Source organism: Mycolicibacterium chubuense, assembly GCF_001044255.1.
GTDB classification, from domain to species: Bacteria; Actinomycetota; Actinomycetes; order Mycobacteriales; family Mycobacteriaceae; genus Mycobacterium; species Mycobacterium chubuense.
This window is the reverse complement of the sequence record NZ_JYNX01000037.1, coordinates 81,891-106,753: the sequence shown is the minus strand read 5'-3', so window position 1 is coordinate 106,753 and position 24,863 is coordinate 81,891. Positions and strand designations below refer to the sequence as shown.

At 64.5% G+C, this 24,863-nt stretch carries 26 protein-coding genes and 1 pseudogene; 17 read left to right on the top strand and 10 right to left on the bottom strand.

Annotated elements, in window-relative coordinates:
- The first annotated feature begins 101 nt into the window (after positions 1–101).
- The 4 genes from MCHUDSM44219_RS15015 to ripB all read left to right on the top strand — a co-directional run bounded on the left by MCHUDSM44219_RS15015 (position 102) and on the right by ripB (position 4,746).
- Positions 102–872, top strand: coding sequence for a helix-turn-helix domain-containing protein (locus tag MCHUDSM44219_RS15015; RefSeq protein WP_048419114.1), 771 nt, complete (start codon positions 102–104; stop codon positions 870–872).
- A 48-nt stretch (positions 873–920) separates the two neighbouring features.
- Positions 921–1,892: a sterol desaturase family protein gene (locus MCHUDSM44219_RS15010; protein WP_048419047.1), complete on the top strand. Its 972-nt coding sequence runs from the start codon at positions 921–923 to the stop codon at positions 1,890–1,892.
- A gap of 339 nt (positions 1,893–2,231) precedes the next feature.
- Positions 2,232–3,455: a L,D-transpeptidase gene (locus tag MCHUDSM44219_RS15005; protein ID WP_048419046.1), complete on the top strand. Its 1,224-nt coding sequence runs from the start codon at positions 2,232–2,234 to the stop codon at positions 3,453–3,455.
- Positions 3,456–3,975: 520 nt separating this feature from the next.
- Positions 3,976–4,746, top strand: coding sequence for an NlpC/P60 family peptidoglycan endopeptidase RipB (ripB, locus tag MCHUDSM44219_RS15000; RefSeq protein WP_048419045.1), 771 nt, complete (start codon positions 3,976–3,978; stop codon positions 4,744–4,746).
- A 32-nt stretch (positions 4,747–4,778) separates the two neighbouring features.
- On the opposite strand, the gene MCHUDSM44219_RS14995 is transcribed toward ripB, so the two are convergent.
- From MCHUDSM44219_RS14995 to MCHUDSM44219_RS14975, 7 genes are all read right to left on the bottom strand, one after another.
- Positions 4,779–5,606, bottom strand: a complete 828-nt coding sequence (locus MCHUDSM44219_RS14995) for a winged helix-turn-helix transcriptional regulator (RefSeq protein ID WP_236695470.1) — start codon at positions 5,604–5,606, stop codon at positions 4,779–4,781.
- 58 nt (positions 5,607–5,664) lie between these two features.
- Positions 5,665–6,927, bottom strand: coding sequence for an MFS transporter (locus tag MCHUDSM44219_RS14990; protein WP_048419044.1), 1,263 nt, complete (start codon positions 6,925–6,927; stop codon positions 5,665–5,667).
- Entirely contained in the window at positions 6,924–8,039 is a 1,116-nt protein-coding gene (locus MCHUDSM44219_RS14985; RefSeq protein WP_048419043.1) for a PLP-dependent cysteine synthase family protein, read from the bottom strand. The genes MCHUDSM44219_RS14990 and MCHUDSM44219_RS14985 overlap by 4 nt, the downstream gene beginning before the upstream one ends.
- Positions 8,040–8,143: 104 nt before the next feature.
- Positions 8,144–8,554, bottom strand: coding sequence for a putative copper homeostasis (lipo)protein LpqS (gene lpqS, locus MCHUDSM44219_RS28960; RefSeq protein WP_082162214.1), 411 nt, complete (start codon positions 8,552–8,554; stop codon positions 8,144–8,146).
- Positions 8,551–8,727, bottom strand: coding sequence for a hypothetical protein (locus tag MCHUDSM44219_RS30005; protein ID WP_157868769.1), 177 nt, complete (start codon positions 8,725–8,727; stop codon positions 8,551–8,553). Before MCHUDSM44219_RS30005 ends, lpqS begins: the two co-directional genes overlap by 4 nt.
- Positions 8,728–8,929: 202 nt before the next feature.
- Positions 8,930–9,850 carry a M56 family metallopeptidase gene (locus MCHUDSM44219_RS14980; protein ID WP_048419042.1) on the bottom strand — a complete coding sequence of 307 codons (921 nt, stop codon included), beginning with the start codon at positions 9,848–9,850 and terminating at the stop codon, positions 8,930–8,932.
- A complete protein-coding gene (locus tag MCHUDSM44219_RS14975; RefSeq protein ID WP_048419041.1) occupies positions 9,847–10,212 on the bottom strand; it encodes a BlaI/MecI/CopY family transcriptional regulator in 366 nt (121 codons plus the stop codon). The genes MCHUDSM44219_RS14980 and MCHUDSM44219_RS14975 overlap by 4 nt, the downstream gene beginning before the upstream one ends.
- Positions 10,213–10,589: 377 nt before the next feature.
- Between MCHUDSM44219_RS14975 and ripA the strand changes: the two genes are divergently transcribed.
- Positions 10,590–11,996 carry an NlpC/P60 family peptidoglycan endopeptidase RipA gene (gene ripA / locus MCHUDSM44219_RS14970; RefSeq protein WP_048419112.1) on the top strand — a complete coding sequence of 469 codons (1,407 nt, stop codon included), beginning with the start codon at positions 10,590–10,592 and terminating at the stop codon, positions 11,994–11,996.
- 41 nt (positions 11,997–12,037) lie between these two features.
- On the opposite strand, the gene MCHUDSM44219_RS14965 is transcribed toward ripA, so the two are convergent.
- Positions 12,038–12,238: a hypothetical protein gene (locus MCHUDSM44219_RS14965; RefSeq protein ID WP_048419040.1), complete on the bottom strand. Its 201-nt coding sequence runs from the start codon at positions 12,236–12,238 to the stop codon at positions 12,038–12,040.
- 129 nt (positions 12,239–12,367) lie between these two features.
- On the opposite strand from MCHUDSM44219_RS14965, the pseudogene MCHUDSM44219_RS14960 reads away from it, so the two are divergent.
- A pseudogene (locus MCHUDSM44219_RS14960) lies at positions 12,368–12,592 on the top strand (response regulator); the annotation flags it as partial.
- Between the two features lie 388 nt (positions 12,593–12,980).
- Positions 12,981–13,826: a F510_1955 family glycosylhydrolase gene (locus tag MCHUDSM44219_RS14955; RefSeq protein WP_053081260.1), complete on the top strand. Its 846-nt coding sequence runs from the start codon at positions 12,981–12,983 to the stop codon at positions 13,824–13,826.
- Between the two features lie 197 nt (positions 13,827–14,023).
- On the opposite strand, the gene ripC is transcribed toward MCHUDSM44219_RS14955, so the two are convergent.
- The gene (gene ripC, locus MCHUDSM44219_RS14950) at positions 14,024–15,130 is read right to left on the bottom strand and encodes a peptidoglycan hydrolase RipC (RefSeq protein ID WP_236695469.1); all 1,107 of its coding nucleotides are present in this window, start codon (positions 15,128–15,130) and stop codon (positions 14,024–14,026) included.
- Positions 15,131–15,389: 259 nt separating this feature from the next.
- On the opposite strand from ripC, the gene MCHUDSM44219_RS14945 reads away from it, so the two are divergent.
- From MCHUDSM44219_RS14945 to MCHUDSM44219_RS14900, 10 genes are all read left to right on the top strand, one after another.
- Positions 15,390–16,331, top strand: coding sequence for a L,D-transpeptidase (locus MCHUDSM44219_RS14945; RefSeq protein ID WP_048419110.1), 942 nt, complete (start codon positions 15,390–15,392; stop codon positions 16,329–16,331).
- A gap of 528 nt (positions 16,332–16,859) precedes the next feature.
- A complete protein-coding gene (locus MCHUDSM44219_RS14940; RefSeq protein WP_048419038.1) occupies positions 16,860–17,087 on the top strand; it encodes a DUF2933 domain-containing protein in 228 nt (75 codons plus the stop codon).
- A 36-nt stretch (positions 17,088–17,123) separates the two neighbouring features.
- On the top strand, positions 17,124–17,885 hold the full coding sequence (locus tag MCHUDSM44219_RS14935; protein ID WP_048419037.1) for a methyltransferase family protein: 762 nt from the start codon (positions 17,124–17,126) through the stop codon (positions 17,883–17,885).
- The gene (locus MCHUDSM44219_RS14930; RefSeq protein WP_048419036.1) at positions 17,882–18,613 is read left to right on the top strand and encodes an ATP-binding cassette domain-containing protein; all 732 of its coding nucleotides are present in this window, start codon (positions 17,882–17,884) and stop codon (positions 18,611–18,613) included. Before MCHUDSM44219_RS14935 ends, MCHUDSM44219_RS14930 begins: the two co-directional genes overlap by 4 nt.
- Positions 18,594–20,093 (top strand): hypothetical protein, encoded by a 1,500-nt coding sequence (locus MCHUDSM44219_RS14925; RefSeq protein WP_048419109.1) that lies wholly within the window; start codon positions 18,594–18,596, stop codon positions 20,091–20,093. The genes MCHUDSM44219_RS14930 and MCHUDSM44219_RS14925 overlap by 20 nt, the downstream gene beginning before the upstream one ends.
- The gene (locus MCHUDSM44219_RS14920; protein WP_048419035.1) at positions 20,093–20,500 is read left to right on the top strand and encodes a hypothetical protein; all 408 of its coding nucleotides are present in this window, start codon (positions 20,093–20,095) and stop codon (positions 20,498–20,500) included. The genes MCHUDSM44219_RS14925 and MCHUDSM44219_RS14920 overlap by 1 nt, the downstream gene beginning before the upstream one ends.
- 10 nt (positions 20,501–20,510) lie before the next feature.
- Positions 20,511–21,143, top strand: a complete 633-nt coding sequence (locus MCHUDSM44219_RS14915; protein WP_330218625.1) for a pyridoxamine 5'-phosphate oxidase family protein — start codon at positions 20,511–20,513, stop codon at positions 21,141–21,143.
- A 227-nt stretch (positions 21,144–21,370) separates the two neighbouring features.
- Complete coding sequence (locus MCHUDSM44219_RS14910) at positions 21,371–21,664, top strand: metal-sensitive transcriptional regulator (RefSeq protein ID WP_048419108.1); 294 nt, start codon at positions 21,371–21,373, stop codon at positions 21,662–21,664.
- Positions 21,665–21,826: 162 nt separating this feature from the next.
- Positions 21,827–22,069, top strand: coding sequence for a heavy-metal-associated domain-containing protein (locus tag MCHUDSM44219_RS14905; RefSeq protein ID WP_048419033.1), 243 nt, complete (start codon positions 21,827–21,829; stop codon positions 22,067–22,069).
- A 38-nt stretch (positions 22,070–22,107) separates the two neighbouring features.
- On the top strand, positions 22,108–24,456 hold the full coding sequence (locus tag MCHUDSM44219_RS14900) for a heavy metal translocating P-type ATPase (RefSeq protein WP_048419032.1): 2,349 nt from the start codon (positions 22,108–22,110) through the stop codon (positions 24,454–24,456).
- 80 nt (positions 24,457–24,536) lie between these two features.
- On the opposite strand, the gene MCHUDSM44219_RS14895 is transcribed toward MCHUDSM44219_RS14900, so the two are convergent.
- Positions 24,537–24,791, bottom strand: a complete 255-nt coding sequence (locus MCHUDSM44219_RS14895) for an SHOCT domain-containing protein (RefSeq protein WP_048419031.1) — start codon at positions 24,789–24,791, stop codon at positions 24,537–24,539.
- Positions 24,792–24,863: the final 72 nt, after the last annotated feature.

Here is a 24,863-nt window from a genome sequence, read left to right as displayed (position 1 = left end):
CCGCTGGCGGACCATGCCGCCGACGTCCGACTCGTCGCCCTGTCGTTGCTGGTACCGCGGCGAATCCAGCCATGGGAGATCGTTAGCATCGTTGTGTGGCGATGACTCGGGCTGGCGGTGATACCACCGGTGCACCCCGCTGGGGCGGGGCTGCGCTGCTGCGCCCGGGGGTGTTGGCGTTCACCGGATCGATCGGTACCACTGATGTCCACGCCCACCACGCCGTCCAAATCATGACGGCCACTACACCTTTGACGGTGTGTGACAAGGACGGCAACGGGCATCGCGGCACGAAGGTGGTCGTGCCCGCCGATGCGCCACACCGGATCGATGTCGGCGCGCAGGAGGGCACGGTGGTGTTCTTGGAACCTGAGTCCGTGCCGGGGCGGTCGGCACATCTGCGCGCGGTCCGTTCCGGGTGGATTGTTGCTCCGGTGTTGACGCCGATGCGTCGACGCGCGCTGGCCGCCGTGGTGGACGAGCTGGTCGAGCACCTCGCACCCGTCCTGACCGCAGACGAAGCGACCACACGCCATCCCGCCGTTGATGACGCGCTGCGCCTCCTGCCCTATCTTGTGGCGGCAGGCTCCGTTAGCGGTACGGATCTCGCTGCGCAAGTGGGACTGTCGGTGAGCAGGTTGACGCATCTATTCACTGATCAGGTCGGCATCCCGCTACGCCGCTACGTGCTGTGGTCGCGGTTGCGGCTCGCGGTCATGCGGGTGCAGGCCGGTGATGACCTGACCGGCGCCGCGCACGGTGCGGGGTTCGCCGATAGTGCTCACCTGACCCGCACCACCCGCGAAATGTTCGGCCTGCCGCCGTCGGTCCTGAGCCGGCACGTGTCCTGGGACCTCGAAGCCGTCCTTTAGCCGGATCATTCAAGCGCCGCTGCATCGGTGACCGCGACGATTCACTGCATGAGCCCGACTTCTCCGACATCGACGGCGGCTACCGCGGCCCAGGCGGTGGCCCGCTACGGCTACGTGCCGTTTATGCTGATCGGCCTCAACGGCGCCGGCATCGCTTTCAGCGCCGCCGGCGCCCCGAAGTACTGGCTGCTGGCCGTCCTGGTCGTCGCGATCGCAACGACGTTCCTGGTGGAGCGAGTCATTCCGTATGACGTCACATGGAACCGTGACCGCGGCGACAGCACGCGAGACCGCATCCACGTCGCGGTCAACGAAACTCTTATCTTGGCCAGCGTGGCCGCCATCCCGCTGCTGGCCGCGATGGTGCCGGCACCCCAGCTGTGGTCACACGGCTGGCCATTCGTCGCGCAGGTCCTCGCCGCGATCCTGGTCGCGGACCTCGGCATCACCGTCGTACATCTGGCCAGCCACAAGATCGGCGTGTTGTGGCGTTTTCACGCGGTGCACCACAGCATCACCCGGCTCTACGGGCTCAACGGCCTGATGAAACACCCCCTGCACCAAACCGTTGAGATGGCCGCCGGTGTTGCACCGCTGATCCTGATCGGACTGCCCGTCGACGTGGCCTCCGTACTCGCGCTTGCGGTGGCAATCCAGCTGCTGATGCAGCACTCCAACGCCGACTACCGCATCGGCGCCGCCAAGTACGTCTTAGCCCTCAACGAAGGCCACCGCTTCCACCACCTCAAATGGGCCGGCATCGGCGACGTCAACTTCGGCCTGTTCACCCTGGTGTGGGACCACCTGATGCGCACTTACTCCTACGACCCGACCCGGCAATTCGACTCCAACCAGCTCGGCATGGCCGCCGAACCCGACTACCCCAGCAGCTATCTACGGCAGTTGATCTACCCGTTCACCCACGCCGGCGGCTGCAGCCTTAAGTCCTTGACCACGGCCACGACGGCCGACGGCAACGTGCCCATACCGCCATCCGACCAAGGCTCAGCCCGTCTGTAGCCGTCGGGCCCCACGCATTCACGGATGCAGCCTGGCTCGACCAGGCAGCCGCCGTCCTCGCTGCGGTCCACGGCAACGGCAGACGCCCCACCATTCAGCTGGGATCAACAGACGGACGCGCACCCCGAATAAGCGGTTCCGTAAGCCCACGGAGCCAGCTCTTAGTGCCGCCTTTATCGAATCTTCATCGAAGGATTAAGAAAGCCGAACGACTCATGAGCACACTCGAAGGCATACCCGTGAACGGTGCACCGTCGCCCGCGACCGGCCCTCGCGACGCACGAGGCGGTTGCCCGCCCGTTAGCCGATGACGACAACCCGATACGGAGAGCCCCACTCATGCCGCAGATAGGCTGCCCCGCAGCGTTTCCAGCGACGACGCACTGGCTGCGCACGACCGTCCTCGCGGTGGCGGTGCTGCTGATCGCGACCGCCTGCACCTCGTCTCCGGCGGCGGCGCCCACTCCCGACGTCATCACCGATAAGGGCACGCCCTACGCGGACTTGCTCGTACCGAAACTGGAAGCGTCCGTGACTGATGGTGCCATCGGCGTCGCTGTCGATGCCCCCGTGACCGTTACCGCCGGCGACGGTGTTCTCGGCCAAGTGTCGCTCACCAACGAGGCGGGCGAACTCGTTGACGGACAACTGGACCCTGACGGCGTTACCTGGTCATCGGCGGAACCGCTGGGCTACAACAAGCAGTACACCCTGCAGGCCCACGCACAAGGGCTTGGCGGAACGACAAGCACCAGCGCAACATTCGAAACCCATTCACCCGAAAACCTGACGATGCCCTACGTCTTGCCCAATGACGGCGAAACGGTGGGCGTGGGCCAACCCATTGCAATTCGCTTTGACGAGAACATCACGAACCGGGTTGCGGCGCAGCAGGCGATCACCGTGACGACGAACCCACCGGTTGAGGGCGCCTTCTACTGGCTCAGCAATCGTGAAGTCCGCTGGCGCCCCGCCGAGTACTGGGAGCCGGGAACGAAGGTTGAGGTGTCAGTCAAGGCTTACGGTGTCGACTTCGGCGACGGGCTCTTCGGCCAGGATGACGTCACTACACGCTTCACCATCGGCGACCAAATCATCGCCACCGCCGATGACGCCACCAAGACAATGACCGTGCGGCGCAACGGCGAAGTCGTCAAAACCATGCCCATCTCCATGGGCAAAGCCACAACACCCACCGACAACGGCGCCTACATCATCGGCGACCGCTACTCATTCCTGGTGATGGATTCCTCCACCTACGGAGTCCCCGTCAACTCACCCGACGGGTACCGCACCGAAGTCGAATGGGCCACGCAAATGTCTTACAGCGGCATCTACGTGCACTCTGCTCCATGGTCGGTAGGTAGCCAAGGCATCGCCAACGTCAGCCACGGATGCCTCAACGTCAATCCAGCCAACGCCCGCTGGTTCTACGACAACACCCGACGCGGCGACATCGTGGAAGTCATCAACACAACCGGCCCCACCCTGTCAGGAACTGACGGTCTCGGCGACTGGAACATCCCCTGGGAGCAATGGAAGGCCGGAAACGCCAACCTCTAAGCACCGGAAGTACTTAACACCCAGCCGACATTGCTCCAATACCCGGAGAGGCTGAAACCTATTACTCCGCAGTACCTTTGGGGTCACTACTGAGACGCCGTTGCCGTACGGGCAGTTGTCGGCGTGGCTGGGTCCATAAACTCCCCGATGACCGCAGGCGGCGCGCTACCGCCGACGAGGCTTTACCTAATCGCTCGGGGGAGAACTGTTGCTGACCCCCGACGGCTCGTGGTGCCTCCTCCTCCACGAAGCTCGCAGAATTTGCGTTGATCCGCGTGCTATTCACGCGCGTCTTGCCGACCGTGAAACGGTTTAGGTCCAGTAATTTTGGCACTCAAACCGATCTGCCACACCGAATTTCACCATTGTAATTATGTTGCTGCTGTTACTGGTGGGGCTTCTGTGAGTTAGGCTTTTCTACGTAGGCGCTACGTATTTTGATGCTGCGCCACACGTATGCGATTCAGCCCCGCTATTGGTGCGTGAAATAGCTCACCGCGCGGCGCGCCGAGGAGAAGACATGGGATCACACGTCCGGAGCAAGGGTGCGGCAATTGCCCGCGCTGATGGCTGCGACCCGGCAATCCGCGTTGCAGGACGCATGCGACGGCTCCCCGGCGTGATCGCCATCGTCATCCTGCTTTTCCTTGCGTGCGCACCCGTCGCGTCGGCCCAACCTGCCGCCGGCCCGTGGGACCCACTGCTGCCTAAGATGCCGAGCGCTGGCGCTCCCGGCGATCCGGTTGCTATCGCGAACGCATCCCTGCAGGCAACGGCCATGGCGACGCAGACAGCCATGAACATGGGTCGCAACTTCCTCAGCAGCCTCGGAATCGTCAGCCCCGCCGCGGATCCGTCGACGAGCGTGCGCGGAAATCGGGTCAATGGCGCGCAAGCGATCGAGTACGTGATTCGCCGGGCGGGAACACAAATCGGTGTTCCCTACTCCTGGGGTGGCGGCAGCCTCACCGGTCCCAGCCGCGGCGTCGACCAGGGAGCAGGCACCGTGGGCTTCGACTGTTCAGGCCTGACACGGTTCGCGTTCGCCGGCGTCGGAGTGCTGCTCCCGCGATGGTCCGGCGACCAATACAACGCCGGCCGCAAAGTGCCACCCGCTCAAGCGAAGCGAGGTGACCTGCTGTTCTGGGGGCCGGGCGGCAGTCAGCACGAAGCTATCTATTTGGGCGGCGGCCAGATGCTCGAGGCGCAGCAGACGGGCGTCCCAATCAAAATCTCCCCGGTGCGCATGTCAGGGATGACTCCATACGTCGTTCGCATCATCGAAAGCTGACTGCTCGCCGCAACCGGTCACCAGTTCTATCGCTACGACGCACCCGACACTCGCTGCCCCACGTCGGCTGTGAGGCAGTAGCCGGTCCCGCGCACCGTACGGAGGTACCGCGGCGATGCCGGATCGTCACCCAGCTTGCGCCGAAGATGACCCACATGCACCCCCAGAGTGTTCCGGCCACCGGCAGACGCATCCCCCCACAGGCTCAGCTGCAATTGACGACAGGTCACCGGTTCACCCGGACTTTCCGACAAAGTGCAGAGAACCTCAAACTCTGTGCGGGTGAGTGGCAACGCCTCGCCGCGGAGGAACACCCGACGCCCAGCCAGATCGATAAGGAGATCTCCGATCTCACGACGATGTGTCTCGTCGCTGCGGCCGCCGTCACGTCGCTCGCCGTCGACACGGCAGCGCCTTAGCGCCAACCGAATTCGCACGTTCAGCGCCTCGATGTCGTCCATAGGGACGGCCCCGGAGGTAAGGAGCAGCGGGGTGACATCGCCGTCGCTGAGAGCAACCACGCCGACCTGAGTTTCCTGACGGATGCGGTTAAGCATGGCCGTCCCCGGTCCCTGAGTGCCGAGGCACACTACAACTACATCGGGATCACGCTCGCGCAGTGCTGTGAGTGCAGCACCGGGCGAGTAGGCCACCTCCACGGCGAAATCGCCGGCGAGTAGGTGTCGCGCCACGGCGGTCGCATAGATGCGTCGAGGGTCCACCAGTAGCACGCGGATGCGGCCGGCGGCCGCCGCTGGGGGTATAAGATCATCGACGAGACGGTGCGACTCGATCGTCGTGGCACTCTCCTCGCTGTTCAACCAAACCAACGCGCCCACATTCCTCACTGCGCCGCTCACGACACAGCCTACCGTCATCTACGTAGTTACTACGTAGACGACGCGCCGACCGGCGAGTTCAACGCCGGTTCGCGTCATCAAGGACCTCCGGCGTTGATCCCAGCCGTCCTCGCAGATCCAGTCGGTACAGCGCGACCGCCGACAGTAATCCGATGACTGTCAACAACACCCACAGAAGTTCCGGCCGCCCCGCCTCTCGGGTGAATTGCATCAACGAGCCTGTGGCCAGGTTGCCGAGGAGGATGCCGACGCCGACGATCGTGTTGTAGAAACCGTAATGAGTTCCGACGAGCCGGTTGCCGGCCAGGGAGACGACGGTATCCATTTCGAACGGGAACACCGCAGCCGAGCCGACCGCCAGCACGGCCGCCGCGATGAGCAGCGCTGTCGCCGCAGCAACACGGCCGGCTCGCTGACCATCAGGCAAGACGATCAGCGGCAAGAACGACAACGCCAGAATCAGCATGCCGATGGCCAGTGAGCGCCCCGAACCCCAACGCCGCGCAAACCACCGTGTGATCCGCATCTGTCCAAGCACCGCCACCACTCCGGACACAACGAAAATCGTCGCTGTGACCACGGAGTCGTTTTGGGGGAACAGGTACCGCGCCTGCAGTGGCATCGCAAGGTACACCTGGAACGAGAGCACATAGGACCCGATCATCGCCACGGCGAATAGCAGGAACGAGCGATTGGCCGCGACTGCCCGCCAGTCCTCAAGCACCGAGGTCTTCTCCTGTGCTGGAGTCACAGCACGTTGCGGCAGTGCTAACAGCTGCGCCACGGTCAGCGCCGCGAAGACGAGGGCCGCAGCGGCAGCAGTCATCTTGAAGTCAACGAACATCAACGCGAGGCCCACCAACGGCCCCGCGAGGATGCCCGCCTGATAGAACACGTTGAACAGCGCAAACGCTTCTACCCGTCGAGGGCCCGCGTCGGCGGCCAAGTACGCACGCACAGCTGGGTTGAACAGTGCTCCGGCGAAACCCGTTGCCGCCGAGGCGACCAACACTGCCGGTAGCGAGTCGGCGACCACCAGAAGCCCGAATCCTGCAGTGCGCAGCACGCATCCGCTCACGATGAGGGGTTTGAAGCCCAGGCGATCGGCCAACGTGCCACCGATGATGAACATGCCCTGCTGGGAGAAGTTGCGGACCCCGAGCACCAGCCCGATGGCCCATGCCGCCAGGCCCAGGGGCCCAGCCAGATAGCCCGCCAGATAGGGCATGAGCATGTAGAAACCGAGGTTGATCCCGAACTGGTTGATCATCAGCATGCGGCTTGGCCAGCCGAAGCTGCGGAACCCAGACAGCAATGTCATCGCGTCACCACCTGCGTGGGGTCAACGACCACGGGGCACCGCGTCCAGGTCGTGACCGCGTGTGTTATCGGGTCGTCAATGGTGGATGGTTCATTAGACGGAACCTTGTCCAACAGACCATGGGTGCGGCAATAGTCGTCGTTATAGACGGTGTCGAAATACCGCTGCGGGCCGTCGGGGAAAATGGCGGCGACCGTGGTGCCCGGGTCGCTCTTGCGCGCAGCCCACCCGGCCACCAACGCGACCGCGCCGACACTCCACCCGCCACTGGCATAGTGGGTGGCCGCCAAGGTTCGGCAGGCCCACACTGCATCCGCCGGCGCGACCCAGTGCACTTCGTTGAAAGCGCCGTAATCGACGTTGCCCGGGAAGATGCTGGATCCGAGGCCGCGCATGAGTCGAGTGGTGGCGCGCTGCCCAAAGATGGTTGAGCCCACCGTGTCGACGCCGATCAGCTGCAGACCGGGATTGAACTCCCGCAAGACCCGGGCCACGCCTGCCGAGTGTCCCCCGGTGCCGACCGAACACACCAACACATCCACAGATCCCAGCTGCTCATTCAATTCGACCGCCAGCCCGCGGTAGGCCTCCACGTTGTCCGGATTGTTGTACTGGTCGGGATGCCACGCGTGCGGATCGGTGGCCAGAATCTCCTGCACGCGTTGCGTGCGGGCCTGCTGCCAGCCGCCGCGCTCGTGAGGCTCGGTCACCAGTTCGATGTGCGCGCCGAACGCGGCGAGCATGTGTTGGATGATCGGTTCCATTCCGGGGTCAGTGACCAACGTGACGGGGTGACCGTACACAGTGCCCGCAAGAGCGAGCCCCAATCCTAATGTGCCACTGGTCGATTCGACGATGCGGGCGCCCGGGGCGAGCACCCCTCGGCTGCGCGCGCGTTCGACCATATGCAGCGCGGGCCGGTCCTTCATTCCGCCCGGGTTGAAGCCTTCAAGTTTGGCCCAAAAGCCCTGCCCTGCGGTGGTGAACGGCGCGCCGATCCTCAGGACGGGCGTCTGACCGACCATCGTGGCCGGCCGCTCAAAGCGGCCCAGCCGTAGGTGCTCGAACTGGTCTGTGTCGTGGGCATGGTTGATCGAAACGGCATGATTCATGTCGGGGATATCGCTTCTGTTGACGCCGCGACTGTCGCGCGGCTGCTGGTGGCGGGCAGCGGTCACCGGCCCCGGTCCAGAAGACGGGGCCTGACGCTAGCCGATCAGCGACGCGCGATGCACAGCCGGACAAGCACGTCGCGTCCGGTCTGTGCGACGGGTGAGCGCGGAGGACCGCGAATAGGAGCAAGCGGCGCGTAGCGCCAGAGCGCCGGCAACACAGCCAGAGCGCTGACCAAGGTCAGGGCAATCAGCGTGATTGTTCCCCGCGGCAGAACGGCTTCAGCAAAAGACTCCGGTGACGGCGCACTTCCGCCCTGGGAGATGTGCGGATGGTCGAGCTGGACAGCCACCGGCGCGCCCACCGCGCTTGCAAGGGGGTGGGGTCCGTGGGCTGGCGCCGCCTCGGTCCCCGGCAGCGCCCATTCCGCAGCCACAATGATGGTCCAGAACGCGAGGAACACAGCGACGACTGCGCGTCGCCGCTGCGAGGAACTCCCGTCGATGTAGCTCACGATGTTGCCGACTGTAGCAGCGGATCGCCGAACGGAATGGCGGCCATGCAGTTGACGCCGTGTCGTGACCTGCCCGCGACAGTCATCGTCAGCGGCCCGCGCGGAAAGCGATCAGCGCAGTCACAGGATTCGCCCGATAACGTTGCGTTGCCGCCTGTTTCGACGCTGCGCATGCCATCACCTGACCCTCGGTGACACCGGCCTTTGCACTGGTCATCTACGGTTTGACTACGGAGATATTTGCAAGTGGACCAGGCAGTCAGACAGCCAGAAAGAAATTTGCTGAGTGGACAGATACCTGACTGCCGAAAGGTCTTCGTCCGTCTAGGTGCGCATGACCGACCCGCACCCAGATCGGACGGGTTCGACCGGCACCTAGTGGTGGCAGAGCACCTGGATGAATGCCGGAGTGGCGAGCATGGTGGCGATGGCGCCAACCAGGAGAGCGCGGTGACGCCACCGCACGTGCCGACGCGTCGGGGTGACCAGTCGCTCGGCGCGGGTGATGACCGCCGTTGCCGCCGCGGCCAGACCTTCGGCCACGGGAGGTCGGTGACCGGCGAGTGCGAGCAGCCCCGTGAGTAAAGGACGAGTGCCGACGCGGCGAGCGGCCGTGTCGTCGGCGCACATCTCCAGCAGTTCCGCCACAGCCTGATGTGCGCAGGCGAACAATGGAAGATGAGGAAGGGTGGCGGCGAGGGCACGCAGCACCATGAGCATGTGGTGATGATGCCCTGACAAGTGCGCATCCTCGTGCGCAAGAACCGCTTTCAATTGCGCGCGGTTCAGCGATTGCATTGCCGCCGAGGTGACGACGATGGCATGCGGACGGCCGATGACACAGTAGGCGGCGGGAAGGTCCGCCTCGACGACAACGACGTGGGGATGGTCGGTGGGCCGACCGACCATCCGCGCGGCATGTGCGTGCTCGTGGCTTCGGGTGCGCAGTCGGGCCAGGCAGCGGCCCAGGCGTAGCGCCACGGCTGCCGAGGTCAGTAGCCCCCCGCCGATGAGAGCAATAGACCCGAGGCGTCCCGCCAGCGGCGTGTGATCGGAGAACCCGAACAGTTCCAGGCAGAGGGTCACCACCGAGCCGTCGAGGATGCTGTCCGACGCCGCGTTGACCACCAGCACCACTGCCGCCAGCCAAGCAGCGAGCACGGCCGCCACCGTGGCCAGCCAGGCGGCCACACCCATGGACGGACTCACCCCGCCACCAGTAAGGCGCCGCAGTACCGGTGGAGCAAGCCACGCCAGCACTGCGCCGTAGAGCACCAGCCACAGAGCCGTCGTCATGATCGCCGCCCCTTACGCAGCGCCGCCTTCAGTTGCGCCGACTGCTCTGTACTCATCTGCTCAACGAAAAACGCCAGCACAGTGTTGGTATCGCCGCCGGAGTCGAAAGCGGCTTTCATCAGACGCGCTGAGCGCTCCTCACGACTCATCGCCGCCCGATACAGATAGGCCTTGCCGTTGCGCTGCCGTTTGAGCCACCGCTTGCGATACAGGTTGTCCATGGTCGACAACACAGTGGTGTACGCAATCGGCCGCTGCTGCGACAGGTCCTCGAACACGTCACGCACTGTGACCGGCTCCTCGTGATCCCACACCCAGTCCATGACCACCGCTTCGAGGTCGCCGAATCCTCGCTGTTCCATCCGCCGCAACTCCTGCCCGCTCTGACGAGGTGACCGATTCGCACAGCGCGGCACCCTGCAGCCTCTTAATGTAGCCGCCAACAGCCCAGATACCGGGACCTCACCGCGAATGCGACACCGATGGCGATCCGCCAAGGCGTGCGCCATCGAAAACGGCCCAAGGCAACGGCCGGGCCCAGGAGCGAATGCTGCCGGACGGTCAGGTGTTATCGAGTTGAGACTGTGACAGGCGTTTCTCCTGATGCTGCAGTGATGTACGTTCCAACTACGTACTAAGCAACTACGTAGTTACAGCGCTAGTAGGACTTGGACACAACACGTCGGTGTACAACCCCGACCGACTCGCGGCCACCGGCAGCCACCCCACAGGAGAATTGATGCGGCGCCTCACTTCACTTCTCACCGCCGGGGTTCTTGCTTCAATGCTGGTGCTTCACCCCTCGGGCATCGCAGCGGCCGGCCACGGCACCCCTGATGGCGACAGCGAGACGGTCGCAGGACTGGTCGCCGCCGTCGCCGAAGCTAACCAGCACGTCGCCGATATCGGCGCGGACATCCAACACAAACAAGAGAGCGTCAACCGGGCCCTGGTTGAGCTTGCCACCGCCCGCGAGGGGGTCGCCGAGGCACACCGCACACTCACCGACAGCGAGAAAGCACTCACCGACAGCCAGACCGCCATCGACGCCACGCAGCAGCGTTTCGACGAGTTCGCCGCCTCGACCTACATGAACGGTCCCTCCCGCGCGCTGCCGCTGGCACGTGGCCCTGAAGACATCCTCTCGGCAGCCTCGACGCAGCAGACCTATCTCCTTGCCTTCGGCAGGGTCAAGGACGATCTTCGCCGACGTCAGACCGAACGCGCCAACCGACTCGCAGCCGCCAAGCAGGCCCGCCTGGACGCCGACGCCGCAGCGGCCGAAGCGCAACGGCGACAGGACGACGCCGTCGCCGAACTCGTCGCCACGCAACGCGCATTCACCGATCAACAGTCCGACCTCACCCGGTTGGCCGCCGAACGCGACTCCGCACAAACCCGACTGACTACTGCCCGCCCGGTAGCAGCTACCGCGCACGAGCCCACGGCCGCGCAACCCGGCGCTGCAGTGCCGCCGAGCGGCCAATGGGACGGCTCCCGTCCGGCACCGGCAGGCAGATCGGGCACCGGCCAGTGGGACACCACGCTGCCGATGGTGCCCAGCGCGAATGTGGCCGGCGATCCGATAGCCATCATCAACGCCGTCCTGAAAATCATGGCGACCTCGCTGCAACTCACCGCCGACATGGGCCGAAACTTCCTCACCAAACTGGGCATCCTCTCCCCCACGACCGCTGCTGCAGATCCCGGCATCACCAATGGACGCATCCCCCGCCTGTACGGCCGCCAGGCCTCGGAGTTCGTGATCCGACGCGCCATGTCCCAGCTCGGCGTTCCCTACTCATGGGGCGGTGGCAACGCCAATGGGCCCTCTCGGGGAATCGATCAGGGAGCCAGCACCGTCGGCTTCGACTGCTCCGGCCTCATGCTCTACGCCTTCGCAGGCGTGGGCATCAAGCTCGACCACTACTCGGGCTCTCAGTACAACGCCGGCCGCAAAGTTCCGTCATCGCAGATGCAGCGCGGGGATCTCATCTTCTACGGCCCCAACGCCAGCCAGCACGAAGCGATGTACCTCGGCGACGGCATGATGCTCGAAGCCCCCTATACCGGGTCAGTAGTCAAAATCTCACCCGTACGCAGCTCCGGGATGACGCCCTACGTCACGCGCTTGATCGAATATTGACGCCTCGCGGCGAGCGCTACCTTGGCCGCGTCGCAGACCAGTCAGTCCGCTCCGGGGTGGCCGCTGCGCACAGGCTCCTGCAGTGCCTCCCGCCGCCCGCTGCGGCGCGGCCGCCCAGAAGCGTGGAACAGGGCCGTCGCGCCCGCGATGGCGGCGGTCCACAGCACGACAATGACGGCGCACAGGATCAGCCACGTTTGCCACCCGAGACTGTTCGGGCAGACGTCCATCAGCCAGCGCATGTCAGGCCCTCCTTCATACTGGGCGTCTCCCAGCCGAAGGACGTAATCGGTATGAGTCTCTTAGAGATCTGCTGAAGATCGCGCCGCTTCGGGCGGTCGAGCGCCACCGCGGCTGCTTCAGCGGGCACCATGCGGGATATGGAGGATCACCCGGGTACACCTGAGCAGGCGAAGGGATACCCTGTCCTGGTCGTCGGCGACGAACTTCCCCTGGCCGAAGTGGTGGCCAGCTATCTAGAACGCGAGCAGTTCGAGGCGGTCGTGGCCGGCAACGGCGTCGGCGCGATCGCCCCCGCGCGCGACCTCGATCCCGATATCGTCATCCTGGACATAGGTCTGCCCGGCATCGATGGTCACATCAGCTTCGTTGTGGCCGCGTCGCTGCTCGCAGCGCTCGGCGATGACTGAGAGTTTGTTGTCGCATTCGAACAGGCAACGATGAACAGGGTCGACGCCGCCAACGCCGCAAACCCAGTTCCACATCGCTTGCTGCATCGCGCATCCTTCTCGTACAACTTCGTGACACCAGGCCACGCGGCAAGCGCTCTCGCCGCCTCGGTCCAGCCTCAAGATTCCGAGTATGGGTCGGTTCGTGTCCCGATGAAGACTTGATGAAGAAGCCTCACTGTCCTGTCGGTACGCGCAGCCCTGCCCAGGGCGTCATACCAGCGTCGCGCCGTTGCCCTGTGCCGCCCATCTACTATTGCACTACGTAGATAGTCCGCGACCGGAAGGTTTCACCGTGCAGCCCCGCAGATTCGTTGCCGCAATTCTGACCGGAGCCCTCGTCGCGGCGTGTTCGTCGAACGCCCCCGACAGCGCGCCGCCCGCGATAGTGCCGGGCATGGTGCACATCCACGGTCTCGGCATCAACCCGTCCGACGAAACCCTCTATGTCGCCACTCATTATGGCCTCTACACAGTAGAGCCCCATCGGGCGCCACAACGAGTCGGCGATCTCGCCCAGGACTTCATGGGCTTCACCATCGCCGGGCCTGACGAATTCTTGGCCAGCGGCCACCCCGATCCGGCTGACCGTCAACAACCGCCACACCTGGGCCTGATCAAGAGCAGCGACGCCGGCCAATCCTGGGAATCCCTGTCGCTGCACGGCAGCGCCGATTTTCACGCACTCGAGTACCGCCACAGCCGGGTTTACGGTCACGACAGCCAGTCGGGCGCTGTGATGGTCAGCCTCGATGAGCAGTCCTGGCAGAGGCGAGCAGAAATCCCCGCCTCTGACCTAGCAGTATCACCCGCGGACGCCGACGAGATCCTCGCGACCACACGCCATGGGCTCCTCCGAAGCACCGACGGCGCAATGACGTTCGGCGCAGTCAGCGGTGCACCGACACTGGCGCTCGTCAGCTGGCCCGAGCGTGGTCCCCTGCTCGGAGCTGACCTCGAAGGAAACCTCTACACCAGCCCCGACAACGGGCGGACCTGGCAGCTACAACACGCCCTAGACGTCAAACCTCAAGCACTTCTCGCCGCTAGCGACGGCCAGGTCTACATCGCCACGGATACCGCGATCTACACCTCCACTGACGACGGAGCCTCGGTGAACGTCCTCACCGCTGTCGAATAGACGGCCAGCAGAGAAGACACGAAGCCACCACAGGGTCCGCTCACCTCAGTCCGCGACTCCACGTCGGCCCTGGCCTGGGACACTTCCCGCCCCGACCGTCCCCCCCTCGCTCACACTATCGACGAGATCAACGAATGGACGGCCCTCAGCACCAGGTCTTCAGCAGTCGCCGCCGCGCCACCTCTAGCGGCGGCGACCTAGTACCGCCGGACGTTATGAATCGGCGCGGAGGAGATCGGCGCGACCTTCACCGGCGTTCCGTACGTCGACGCGTGAACCATCATCCCATCGCCAATGTAGATACCCGCATGAGAGACATCGGCATAGAAGGTCACGATGTCTCCGGGCTGCAGGTCAGTGACAGCGACCGGTTGGCCCCCTTCCGCCAATGCCTGGCTTGAACGCGGCAAGGACTTGCCACTCTGCAGGAACGCCCACTTAATGAGTCCCGAGCAGTCGAAAGAATTCGGGCCCGTCGCACCCCATGAGTACGGCGACCCCACCCGCGTCAACGCTGCCTGCACCACCGCGGCACCCTCGCCGCTCGGCGGAGTCGGCGCCACCCCCGCCGCCGGCGGATCGGGCATCGCGACGATCGCGGGGTCATCGGGATTCGGCTCGCCGGGGACGGGTGGAGGTGGAGGGCCGGGGTCAGCGAGTATCGCGCGCTGATCCGGTGTCAACACCTCGAACTGGGCTTGGACTGCGGCTATCTGGGCGCGCAGATCGCTTTGCTTAGCCTGCAACTCAGCGCGGACCTTCGTTGCCTGATCCGCGGCTAGGCGAGCCCGCACGGCGGAATCTGCTGATCTCTGCGCGGCTTGGGCGGCCCGCTGGCTAGCCGACTTGAAGGCCGCCATATCCGCTGCCATTTGCGTTGACATGGTCTTCTGGATCGACAGTTGGTCGATCAAGTCCCGGGGTGAGGACGCAGTGAGGGCCGCAGTAAGCCCGTCAGTGCTGCCACCCATGTATGCGGCCGCCGCCACCTTGTCTACCGCCGCCTGGTACTTCGCCAGTTCGGCGTTGGCCACGTCGACGGCCGACCTGTCGATGGCGTTCTTCGCTTCCGCGTCCGCCTGCACGGCGAGTTTGGCGTCTAAGTCGATCTGTGCGGTGTGCATAGCCTCAGTGGTCTGCTCTGCCTGGCGGGACAGCTCATTCATGCGGGCCAGTGCGTCCGATGCCGGATCGGCGTTGACGTCGCTGACGACCGCGACACACAGCAAGGTCGCAACAGCGACCGCGCCGACAAGCGACCGCACCAGCGAACGGGAGATCCGCCGGATCGGTTCAAGGATCACGACGTCGGATGTCCTTTCGTTGCCCAGGAACCAAGTACGGTCTCGATACGTAGATCACGATTAGGTTACGGACGTACGTGGCGGTTGTCCACACGGAGCCACTGCCGCACCGCACGGTAAGCGAAATCGGTCGACCTACTGCCAACGTACGTAGGTAGTAGATTTGGAAGTACTCGTCGTGCTTCTTGGGTTGCACGGCGGAAGAATCTAGGCGAGGAGACCGGTTATGGAGCGGCGGCGAGTGCGTAAGCTGGGACTGATGTCGGCCGCGACTGGCCTCGCCGGCGCACTAATGCTGAGCACCGGCTCCGCCGCGGCGGAGCCGCCCCTTCCCGGACCGCCGGCGCCGATCGATCCGATGGCAATGCCGGGATCCCCGCCAGAACCGTTCGTCCTCCCCCCCGGTTCGATCCAGGGTCCGCTAAGTGATCTTTCACGGCCGGCGCCCCCGGCCGGGCCCACACCGCCTGGGCAGAACCCTGCACCCTACGAGGGCGAACCGGTGTTCGCGCCGCCGACGTTCAATCCCGTCAACGGCGCGATGGTCGGGGTGGCCAAGCCGATCATTATCAACTTCCAACGGCCGATCGCCGACCGCGCGCTGGCCGAGCAAGCCGTTCACATCTCCTCCACCCCCGCGGTCCCCGGGAAGTTCTACTGGATGAGCGCGACCCAACTCAGATGGCGGCCCATCGACTTCTGGCCCCCCAACACAACGGTGAACATCGATGCCAGCGGCACGAAATCGAGCTTCCGCACCGGCGACTCGTTGGTGGCGACCATCGACAACGCCACCCTCCAAATGGAGGTCATGCGCAACGGCTCACTCGAGAAGACCATGCCGGTGTCTTTGGGAAAGCCGGGATACGAAACACCCAACGGCACCTACTACGTGCTCGAGAAGTTCGCCGACATGGTGATGGACTCCTCCACCTATGGTGTGCCGGTCGACGCGGCCGAAGGTTACAAGCTCAAAGTTCAAGACGCGGTGCGGATCAACAACGCCGGCATCTTCGTTCACGGTGCGCCCTGGTCAGTCGCTGATCAAGGCAAGCGCAATGTCAGCCACGGGTGTCCAAACCTCAGTCCGGCCAACGCTCAATGGTTCTATGACAACTTCGGCAGTGGAGACCCCGTGGTCGTCAAGAACTCCGTCGGCACCTACAACCAAAACGACGGCGCCCAAGACTGGCAGATCTAACGAAGGCACTCCCAGTAGGTGGTGCGACAGTCAGCAAGGCGCCATTTTGCCCCCATCACGTACACCTGACGAAGTTCTCGACGTACCAGTCCACCGGGCCGCGGTTGACTCACTACTGATCGTATATGTGATCAACGCCCGCTTCGTGGTGAAGCGACTCAGCCCGAAGGAGCCTCGACAGGCGCCGGTGTCGCTGGCGTGCCGGCTGACTCGACGACCGGCTACGTAGCGGGTGGCGCCGCACGACCGTGATCGTCCGCGTGTCCGATCGTCCGACTGTGGTGATCGGGTTTCACACCGGCCGCCTCGTGATGATTGTGCCGTAGACCGGATGCGACGCCTACCGCCGATGCCAGCACCGACGCCGACGCCGACGCCGACGAGAACGATCGCGTTGGCGGGTCCGCCATAGGGCCTCTGGGCGAATCAGACAGGGACTTTCGTCCTACGTATCACCTACGTAGTTCCATGGGCATCGCCAGGGTAGAAGCGCATGCTTGAGGGCGGCCCGAACGGAAGGACCTCGAGATGAAAACACAGTACCTACCCTGGTACGCCTTGGCCTTAGCCGCCGCTCTCGTAACTGCGCTGGCCATCGGCGTTCCGCTGTCGACGTCGGCGCTGCTGCTCTTTGCGCTGGCATGCCCATTGATGATGATGTTCATGATGGGCGGAATGGGCGGCGGGCACGGTAACGACACTAAGCATGACCGGTCCGATACGCCGGAGCATCGCGACTCTGCGGGACGGTCATAAACCTCCACGTCCATCACCGATCAGAAGGTCTTGACGATGGCAGATGCAGCCTACGGATTATGGCCGCTGGTGATCGTGAACACGTTGTTGTTCATGGCTTTTGGGCTGAGCTTCTTTCGTCCGAGAACGCATCGAGATTGGCGGGCGATGGGCGGCTACACCGCGTTCTTGGTGGCGTTGTTCACCGAGATGTACGGCGTCCCGTTGACCGTGTACCTGCTCGGCGGCTGGCTGGGATCGCGCTTCCCGCTCCTACGTGACACCCACGCCGGCGGGCACCTGTGGAACGACCTCATCGGCTGGACCGGCGACCCGCACCTGAGCCCCTTTCATCTGGCCAGCTACGCGGCGATCGGTGGCGGTTTCTGGCTGATCGCGGTCGCCTGGCGACACTTGCATGCGGCCGCCCAAGCCGATCGACTCGCCACAACCGGCCCGTATGCCTGGGTACGTCACCCGCAATACGACGGCTTCCTACTAGTCATGCTCGGCTTCTTGCTGCAGTGGCCGACGATTCCCACACTGATGATGTTCCCAGTGCTGGTTTACGTCTACGCGCGGCTGGCGCGCAGCGAAGAACGCGACGCGGCGGACCAATTCGGCCCCGCATGGAACGCGTACACGGCACGCACTCCGGCATTCCTGCCGCACGTGCGATCTCGTCCCCAAACCGTGCCGGAAACCGCTCACTCCGGTGACAGCCGCACCGCCTGGCATCGCCCGACACCGCCGCCCCTGCCCACCGGCGCCTCGCCACCGCCCAGCACCGACGGCTCCCACGGAGGAGGTCGGTCATGAATCACACCACTGGGACCGACGCCATAACGAAGCTGCCGGTGGTCGAGGCCGCCGCCGCGGTGTTAACGGCCGGCGGTATCGAGAAGTCGTTTCGCCGCGGCACCTGGCCGATCTCGCACCACCAGCAGGTGCTGCGCGGCGTCGACCTGACGCTGCAGCCTGGCGAAGTGGTCGGTCTTGTTGGGGAGAACGGCTCAGGCAAGTCAACGATCATGAAGATCTTGGTTGGCGAGCTTGCCCCAGACGCGGGCACGGTGGTCCGCTCCGGCGTGCTGGGCTATTGCCCGCAGCAGCCGGTGGTGTATGAACGCCTGACCTGTGATGAGCACCTTGAGCTGTTCGCGCGCGCCTACCGTATGGCGCATGAGGCCGAACGGCGCGCGCGCCGAGATCTTTACGAGGCGTTGAGATTTGAACGATACGCCGGCACACGGGCGGATCGGTTGTCGGGCGGCACGCTGGCCAAGCTCAACCTGACATTGGCGATGCTGGCCGACCCGCAAGTGCTGCTGCTGGATGAGCCCTATGCCGGCTTCGATTGGGACACCTATCTGAAGTTCTGGGATCTGATGGCCCGTCGTCGCGACGACGGACGGTCGGTGCTGATCATTAGCCACTTCGTCGCTGACGAGCACCGCTTCGATCGCATCGTCAAGCTGTGTGACGGGCGGCTATGCGAGGGACAGTACGGAGGGCAGGGGGTCCCCAGTGACGACCGCAGCCCATGAGCAGTGGCGGCCGACGCTGCTGCTGACCCGCAGCTTCATCGCCGACTATGTTCGCAACCCGGTGAACCTGATCATGCTGGTCCTGGTGCCGCTCGTGTTCGTGCTGGTCGCGGCCGGTTCGATCGCCGACGCGATGGAACTGTTACGGGGACGACCCGGCATCGCAACCCAAACGGCGACCGCCGGCTGGGCAGCTGGCTTCCTGTCGGGGCTCGCAATGTACTTCCAGATCCACTCGGCGCGACGCGCGGACAAGCGGTTGCAACTGGTCGGCTTACCAGCGGCGCGGTTGCTCGCTGCCCGGGCGGGCACCGGTCTGCTCATGGCGGGACTCGTCTCGGGAGTGGCGCTCGCCGCGTTGGCCGTGCGTGTCGGTATCGACCATCCGGTCCGGGTGATCGTCGGTACGCTGATGTTCTCGGTCATCTACCTGGCGATCGGTGCGCTAGTAGGGATAGCGGTTGCCAATCCGGTCAACGGTGCGGTGATCATCTTGTTGATCTGGATGATCGACGTGTTCGTCGGGCCTGCCGGCAGCGGCGGCGATTACGTGTTCACTCGCTGGTTTCCCACTCACTTCGTCACGTTGTGGACTGTCGACACGCCCTCGCACCACGCTGGACGGCTCGGCGATCTCGGCCTCGCCTCGGTTTGGATGCTCGGCGCTCTTGCTGTGGCCGGCGCGTTGGTGGCGGCGGGTTCTCGCACCGCGCGACGGCGTCAGCGCACGGCCGGCCAGTTACCGACTGCGCTGAGGTTCGGTCTGGTCGATCTGCGGCGAAACGGCGTGCTGTTGGTGCTGCTAGTTATTGTGCCGGCGGCGTTCGTGCTGCTGGCGAAGGTGACCACGCCGGGGCGATCTCTAATGGTGTCGGTCACCGAGAACGGCGCCGTTTCAAACCAGTCGTTCTGGTTTCCCGAGGTACACGCCGGAGCGATGGCCCCGATCGGCATCGGTGCGCTGGCTGCACTGGTTGGGATGTTCGTAGTGGTCGATGCTGCCGGCGGGGACCGACGCCTGCGGCTGGCCGGCTACCGCACTGGCGTGGTGCTGGCTGCCCGCTTGGGCGTGGTCGCCGTAGCCGCCATCGTCATCACGGCGGCCACCATGGGGGTTACCGCGACCGTCTTCGACGCCAGGCAGTGGCCGGGCTACATTGCTGCCAACCTGCTGATCGCCGCAATCTACGCCCTGATCGGTGTAGTCATCGGGCCACTGCTGGGCAAGGTCGCGGGGGTGTTCGTCGCATTTTTGATCCCTTTTCTCGATCTGGGAATCATCCAAAGTCCGATGCTCCGCCCTGTACCTCAGGAGTGGGCCCAGTTTCTTCCCGGGTACGGCGTGACCCGGTTGCTATTCGATACCAGTCTCACCTCACGTTTCGACGAAACCTGGCCATTACTAACTGGGTTCGTCTGGCTGGGTGGGCTATTGATCGTGGCCTCAGTTGTCCTCACCCGCGGCGGGAAGCTGACCTGATGATCGCCGCGGCATGGCTGTTCGGAGTCGGTGGCGCGATCCTCGTCGGGGTTGGGGGGTTCTTTGTGTTGGCCCGGCCTGCACTGCTGCCCGAGGACTTGCGCTATCTACGCCGCACCACGGGCGAGATCGATGCTGCCCTACCGAGCCTGCGTGAGTGGCTGCGTCTGGTGTTCATCGTCCTTGGCGGATACGCAGTGGCTACCGGGACACTCACCATCTACCTGGCAGCCACTGACGTTCGTAATGCCGAGTCGTCGGCAGTGGCGGTACTGGCGGTCGCCGGCGCATCGTCGATTGGGGTCATGGCGTTGGTGAATTTCGCGCTGCACTCGACATTTCGGTGGCTGCTCTCCGCTGCGGCGGCACTCTGGATCGTGGCGACGCTGGTGGCGGTGCTGTCGTGACCTTCCGGGAGTGGGCCTGGCAGGTACCCCGTCCGCGCATGCACCCCGGTGTCCACGCCACGGGCTCTTTCCAACGACTCCCCGCCCTTCGTCGGTCACCGAGCCACCGGACGTCAAGGTGAAGAATCACCCTGTCACGTTCGAGGTCGTTCTCGGCCATCTACGGAAGCAAACGTTTGCGGTACTTTCGACGACCGACGAAGAGGGCAAACCGTGCTCAGCGGGAGTCAACTACCGCGTGTCTGAGCTCGGCGGTGCCATCTCCATCTTCGTAATGACCCGCCGGCACCTGAAGAAGGCGCGCAATGTCGTGCGGCATCCGCGGGTCTCGCTCGTGGTTCCGCTGCCGAGGCGGCTCCTGTGGTTCCTCCCACCAGCAACCCTCCAGTTGAGCGGATTCGCGAAGATCCTCGACTGGACTGACGACGAAGGGCGGGATGCCTTCCGCCAGTTCTGGATCGGCCGCCGAATCCTCAAGGCTTACGAAGAGTCTTACCGCCGCGGCGAAACGCGAATCTGCTTCCTGAAGATCACACCAGATCCTGCGATCAACACCTACATGGTCGGCTCCAACATCTGGCAGCTCAGGAATCACATGGAATCAGGTGCGGCCAAAGTAATCGACCCGCGCGGGAACCTATGAGCAACGGGGCGGGTCGGCTTGATGATCATGCGGCGGGCTCATGCGCCGCACGCGGGAGGGCCAATCGGCACGCTGAATTGCACACCCTCGACGCCCACGCGGGCGAGCCCGGTCATGCAGCTGAGGTATCCGTCGCACTTCTGGTGACGTTGGCCCCTTGACAGATTGATACCCCATAGGGGTATATTGCTTTGTATACCCCTATGGGGTATCACGGAGGAGGAGTCATGGATACGGCGACACCCGGGTATGCAGCCTCGAAGGACGCACATCTCAAGCGACTGCGCAGAATTGAGGGGCAGGTCCGCGGCCTTGCACGCATGGTCGACGAGGACGCCTACTGCATTGACGTGCTCACCCAGATATCGGCGGCAACGAAAGCGTTGGAGTCGGTGGCGTTGTCGCTTCTCGACGAACATCTTTCCCATTGCGTCCGTGACGCAGTCCACCAGGGCGGCGACATCGCCGAGCAGAAGATCGATGAAGCCTCGGCAGCAATCGCGCGTCTCGTCCGTTCCTGAGCACACATCCGAAACCGCCCATCCCGCAAGCGAAAGTGGCCAGAAATGACCCGACAGCTCACCGCCACCCTGCCCCTGATTCCCCCCACCGCCTCGGGCTGCAGTTGCTGCGCACCGAGGTCCTCGGACACACACCCACCAGCATCGGTCAAGGAGAACGCCATGAGCACGACCACAACCACCAAGTCCTACGCCGTGACCGGCATGACCTGCAGCCACTGCATCGCCGCGGTGAGCGCAGAACTCGGCGCACTCACCGGTGTCACCGACGTTCATGTCAATCTGGTTGCCGGCGGCATATCCACAGTGACGGTTTCCAGCGACCCACCACTGACCACCGAGCAGATCACCACCGCACTCGACGAGGCCGGCGACTACCGCCTATCCACCGATCAACCTCGCTAGCACTCACCTTGCGCGAACCCCGAACCAAAGGACAGAGCATGAGCCTGCCGAATCACACCGTCGGTGTCGAACAACCCCACAGCATCGAGTTGTCGATCGGCGGGATGACCTGTGCATCATGTGCAGCCCGGATCGAAAAGAAACTGAACAAAATCGATGGGGTCGAGGCCAGCGTCAACTACGCGACCGAAAAGGCCAAGGTGGACTACCCCAACTCCGTCGATCCGGCAGTGTTGATCGCCGCGGTGGAAGCGACCGGCTACACCGCAACCGCCCCCGCGGCGGCGAATGACGCGGCCCCGACCGATTCCGGCCCGGACGCGGGCGAAGCCGACTCCTTGCGGAGCCGATTGCTGATCTCCCTGGTGCTGACCGTGCCCGTGATCGCGATGTCGATGATCCCCGCGCTGCAATTCACCAACTGGCAATGGTTCGCGCTGACCTTGGCCTCTCCCGTCGTGGTGTGGGGCGCCCTGCCGTTTCACCGCGCAGCGTGGGCCAACGCCCGCCACCGCGCCGCCACGATGGACACCCTGATCTCACTGGGCGTCAGCGCCGCGTACCTGTGGTCACTGTGGGCGCTGTTCATCGGACACGCCGGCATGCCGGGGATGAGGATGGCCTTCAGTCTGCTACCCGACGCGGGTTCCGAGACCGAGCACATCTACCTCGAAGTCGCCGCCGCGGTGACGGTGTTCATTCTGGCCGGCCGCTACTTCGAGGCGCGCGCCAAGACACGATCCGGTGCCGCGCTGCGGGCCCTGCTCGACATGGGCGCCAAAGACGTCGCCGTCGTGCGCAACGGTACCGAAATCCGCATTCCAACAGCAGAACTTAGCGTCGGAGACGTATTTGTGGTGCGACCGGGTGAGAAGATCGCCACCGACGGGGTCGTGACCGACGGCTCGTCGGCAGTCGACGCATCGATGCTCACCGGGGAATCCGTGCCCGTCGAGGTCCGCCCCGGCGACCACGTCACCGGTGCCACCGTCAACGCCGGTGGCCGACTGCTCGTCCGCGCCACCCGAATCGGCGCCGACACCCAACTCGCGCAGATGGCGCGCCTGGTCGAAGACGCCCAGAACGGCAAGGCATCGGTACAGCGCCTGGCCGACCGGGTCTCGGCGGTCTTCGTACCCATCGTCCTGGCGCTGTCGGTCGCAACGCTGGCGGCCTGGCTGCTCACCGGCCATTCAGCGACAGTCGCATTCACCGCGGCAGTCGCCGTCCTGATCATCGCCTGCCCGTGCGCGCTCGGCCTGGCCACCCCCACCGCCCTCATGGTCGGCACCGGCCGCGGCGCCCAACTGGGCATCCTGATCAAGGGACCGCAGGTGCTCGAGTCCACCCGCCGAGTCGACACCATCGTGCTCGACAAGACCGGAACCGTCACCACCGGCCGCATGAGTCTCATGGGGGTGCATCCCGGCGCAGGGCAGAACTCCGATGAGCTCCTCGAGTTCGCGGGAGCCTTGGAGAGCGCGTCTCAACACCCCATCGCGGAAGCGATCGCCGCCTCAGCAGCCGCCGGCGGCACGCTGCCAGCGGTCGAAGACTTCTCCAACCACAACGGCTACGGCGTCAGCGGCGTCGTCGCCGGCCATGCGGTCCTGGTTGGCCGGCTCAGCTGGCTTACCGACGACTGGTCGCTGACAGCCCCTGACGACCTCACCTCCGCCGCCGAACACGCTCAGTCCCAGGGCCACACCCCGGTATGGGTGGCCTGGGACGGGGTGGTGCGCGGCGTCATCGTCGTCGCCGACACGGTGAAGGGCACCTCCGCGGACGCCATCGGCCAGTTCCGCAAGCTCGGCCTGCGTCCGTTTCTGCTGACCGGCGACAATCGGCGCGCCGCCCTCGCCGTCGCCGCAGAGGTCGGCATCGACCCCGACGACGTGATCGCCGAAGTCCTCCCTGCCGACAAAGTCGACACCATCAAAAGCCTGCAAGCGCAGGGGCGAACCGTCGCCATGGTCGGCGACGGCGTCAACGATGCCGCCGCACTGGTACAGGCCGATCTGGGCCTGGCGATGGGCACCGGATCCGACGTCGCCATCGAGGCATCCGACCTGACACTGGTACGTGGTGATCTGCGCGCAGCCGCCGACGCCATTCGATTGGCCCGGTCAACCCTGAGGACCATCAAGGGAAACCTGTTCTGGGCCTTCGCCTACAACGTCGCCGCACTTCCCTTAGCGGCACTGGGCCTACTCAATCCGCTGATCGCCGGCGCCGCAATGGCCTTCAGCTCGGTCTTCGTGGTCAGCAACAGCCTGCGACTTCGCCGGTTCACCAGCAGCGCATCCCCTGGGCAGACGGAAGACGTCCACATTGCGACAGTGCAGCCAGGGGGCGACGAGTACCGCAGGGCCCACACCGCACCATAACCCCAGGCTGGGCACCTCACGCTTAGCGAATACGCCCGCGGCGCGGAACTCCCCCGCCGCGGGCTTGGCGCTGGCGTCAGTTATCGACGCACAGCCTCGCGCAGTATCGCCAATCGTTCGCGGTACTGCGTTTCGTCGATCTCGCCACTGGCGAATCTCGCCGCTAGCAGTTGTTCGGCTGTGGGCGCGTCACCGCGTGGCGCTTGTGAGCTGCCCGTGGTGTATCTGATCAGAGCGACGACACCGACGATGATCAAGCCCCAGAACAGCACCATCCCGACGCCCATCCCCGCGTATCCCCACCAACCCATGTCGTGGTCGTACCAAAACATCATGACCGTTCCTCCTCTTGATGTATCCGTGGCCGATTGGCCACAGTCTTACGGTTTGCGTCTCGTCCCGAAAGA